Raw genomic sequence first — 2,397 nt, 5'->3', positions numbered from 1 at the left:
TGTGTAGTGCAATATAGAAGTACAGAGTTATGAAACGAAAAAGTACATAACGCTGCACTGTGCAAAGGCACAAAAAAAGACTTGCCAGTCTTCCAAAATTTCTCTACCGTAATTGGTGTCGAATCAATAAGGTGGAGGTTGAAAGGAATGCTGGCAATGTCTGAAGTAAATTGTATCAAAGTTTTGCGGAATCAGAAATCATTATCTATCAATGCAATCCATAAAATGCTGGGAATCAACTGGCGCACAGCGAAAAAGTATGCCGATGGCGAAGATCTGCCGGAGGAGAAGGCAGTTAAAAAAGAAGGCATGATGCACGAGGAACAATGGGGCGAGATTGTCGCCGATTGGTTATGGGAAGATGAAAAGCTGAAGAAAAAACAGCGCCGGACCAACAAAAAGATGTTTCAGGATTTGAAAGCCATGGAGTTTCCAGGCTCCTACCGGACCGTCTGCTATTTTATCAAAGAGTGGCGTGAAGGCCGTGAGGATCTGGAAGAAGAGACACGGGACAAGAATGCGGAACGGCTGGAACATCCGCCGGGTGAAGCGCAGCTGGATTTCGGATTGATGGAAGCGGTGAAAGAAGGTAAATACGTGGATATTCACGCACTCGTCCTGTCACTTCCTTTCAGTAACGCCGCTTATGCAATCCCGCTGCCAGGCGAGAACCAGGAGTGTTTCCTCCAAGGAATGAAGATGATTTTCAGTCAACTGGGCGAAGTGCCGAGAAAAATTCGCATCGATAACCTGAAAGCCGCTGTCATCCGACCACGGGGGCGTCATGAAGAAGCCGTCTTTACAGATGAGTTTCTCCGTTTCGCCAATCACTACGGATTTGAGCCACAGGCGTGCAATCCGGCAGCCGGCTATGAAAAAGGAAATGTAGAAAACAAAGTGGGCTATGTCCGCTACAATTTCATTACACCGGCGCCAGTCATCGAAAACCTGGACCACCTGACGGATCTGCTTAAAGATCACTTGGAAAAAGACCGCGAACGCATTCATTACAAGAAACAGGTGCCAATCAAGGAGCTATTGGAAGAGGAATCTCAGTACCTTCTCGCCTTGCCAGAAGAAGAATATTCCGTGTTCAAGGAAGAGAAGGCGAAAGCGAATAAGTATGGCGAAATCCTGATTGATCAAGTGGGCATATACATACCGAAAGGCGCTAACTTTTCACAGCTGTCCGTCATCAAATACTGGAACCGGTTCAAAGTCGTCTCTCCTCACGGAGAGATTCTGTATGATGATTTTCGTCCCTACATGCATCGGAATCGGAAGATTCCTTGGGATGGCATTTTACGCGCTTGGCTCAGTAAGCCTCGCGCTGTTCCCTACTCTCGTTTTGCCCCTTATTTGCCGGGACGTATCCGAGAATACCTGGCGATAACGGATCTTACCATTCGCAAAGAGCGCTTGAGATGGCTCATTGCCACACTTGTCCTGCATGACATGGAAGAAATCAGTGAACGATTCTATGAACTGTTAAGTGAACAGACCCAGGAGATGAAAGAGCCAGCAGACCACCCTTTCGATGTGGACTGGTCGATTTATGATCAGCTCCAATCCCCCACCCATGCTGGAGGTGAGATCGGATGACGGCTGAATTGAAACAGATATGTAAGAGCCTGCGGCTGGCGCATGTCGCCGACATTTACGGGTCCATCGCATTTGAAAATTCCGCTCAATTTGTGGAAGCCCTTCTGAACAAGGAGTTGGAGCTGAGGAAAGAAGCGAAAGCAGCGAGGCTGATCAAGAAAGCGAAGTTCTTGCAGGAGAAGACGCTTCCGTCTTTTGAGTGGAGCGAAAAAATTCATTTCCCGCATCAGCTCGATTCGGAAGAACTCGTCAAGCTTCACTTCATCGAACGAAAAGAGAACCTGATCTTCACGGGATCCACTGGACTTGGCAAAACGCATCTGGCCACCGCGCTGGGTCATGAAGCATGCCAAAAAGGTTTTGAAGTGCGGTTCTATCGGGTTTCAGACCTCGCAGAGGTATTGGAAAAAGCGTGGGCCGAAGGGAAATGGGGACAATTTCGGAATCGATTCAAAAAAGTGGATTTGGTCATCTTAGATGAGATGGGCTATGTGCCTTTTAGCAAAGAAGGGGCGGAACTCCTCTTTCAGCTCATTTCGGACTGGTACGAGCAAACGAGTCTCATCATCACGTCAAACTTGGAATTCAGTCAATGGAATCGCGTGTTCAGTGACCCCCGGCTAACAGCGGCGCTCGTCGATCGGGTCATCCATCACGCACATATTCTAAATTTTACAGGAGATAGTTTCAGGGTCTCAAACGCACTGTCACGGCAAAAATAATGATAAAAAGGAAGACTGGCAAGCTTCTGTACTTTCCATTGCATTCTTCTGCACTTTTCTATTGCATTACACA

2 protein-coding genes are annotated in these 2,397 nt (G+C 47.5%); both read left to right on the top strand.

What is annotated here, in order from left to right; translation table 11 throughout:
* The first annotated feature begins 147 nt into the window (after positions 1 to 147).
* Positions 148 to 1,602 (top strand): IS21 family transposase, encoded by a 1,455-nt coding sequence (istA, locus tag ACFQ1X_RS15460; protein ID WP_144841701.1) that lies wholly within the window; start codon positions 148 to 150, stop codon positions 1,600 to 1,602.
* Positions 1,599 to 2,324, top strand: a complete 726-nt coding sequence (istB, locus tag ACFQ1X_RS15455) for an IS21-like element helper ATPase IstB (protein ID WP_144841700.1) — start codon at positions 1,599 to 1,601, stop codon at positions 2,322 to 2,324. The genes istA and istB overlap by 4 nt, the downstream gene beginning before the upstream one ends.
* Positions 2,325 to 2,397 lie beyond the last annotated feature (73 nt).

This window comes from Metaplanococcus flavidus (genome assembly GCF_042675885.1).
Taxonomy (GTDB): Bacteria; Bacillota; Bacilli; order Bacillales_A; family Planococcaceae; genus Planococcus; species Planococcus flavidus.
Note: the sequence above shows the minus strand (reverse complement) of the source record. Positions and strands in the feature narration are given on the sequence as shown.

Excerpts from the sequence above, each read along its gene's own strand:
- istB (WP_144841700.1), top strand. The coding sequence starts at position 1,599 with ATGACGGCTGAATTGAAACAGATATGTAAGAGCCTGCGGCTGGCGCAT.
- istA (WP_144841701.1), top strand. The coding sequence starts at position 148 with ATGCTGGCAATGTCTGAAGTAAATTGTATCAAAGTTTTGCGGAATCAG.